This is a genomic window from Bacillus sp. SIMBA_074, from assembly GCF_046534555.1.
Taxonomy (GTDB): Bacteria; Bacillota; Bacilli; order Bacillales; family Bacillaceae_G; genus Bacillus_A; species Bacillus_A mycoides.
Genome location: NZ_JAWRYM010000255.1, coordinates 1 through 324, shown reverse-complemented (window position 1 = coordinate 324; position 324 = coordinate 1). Strand labels below are relative to the sequence as shown.

Annotated in this window: 1 protein-coding gene; it reads left to right on the top strand. The window is 38.3% G+C overall.

The genetic code is table 11. From position 1 onward, the window contains the following. On the top strand, nt 1-324 hold a 324-nt coding region (locus SB773_RS30730), incomplete at both ends, for a gamma-glutamyltransferase (protein WP_410594015.1).

Below are 324 nucleotides of genomic sequence, written 5' to 3'. Positions count from 1 at the left end.
CGTTTGAAAAAGATGGCTGACCCATCATTTAGTAAACAAGCATCTGATGACTGGGTGGATGATCACTACGTAAATTTATTAATTAAACAAATTAATGAAACCCAAGCTAACAAAACGAAAGTTAGTGACGTGGAAGAGCACGAAAGTACAACCCACTTCGTTGTCATAGATGGTGATGGAACGGTTGTCTCTACAACGAACACACTCAGTAACTTTTTCGGTAGCGGTAAATATGTAGATGGTTTCTTTTTAAATAATACGCTTAGTACGTTCGGTGAAGGAATTAATAAAATCGAAGAAGGAAAGCGCCCGAGAACGTTCACA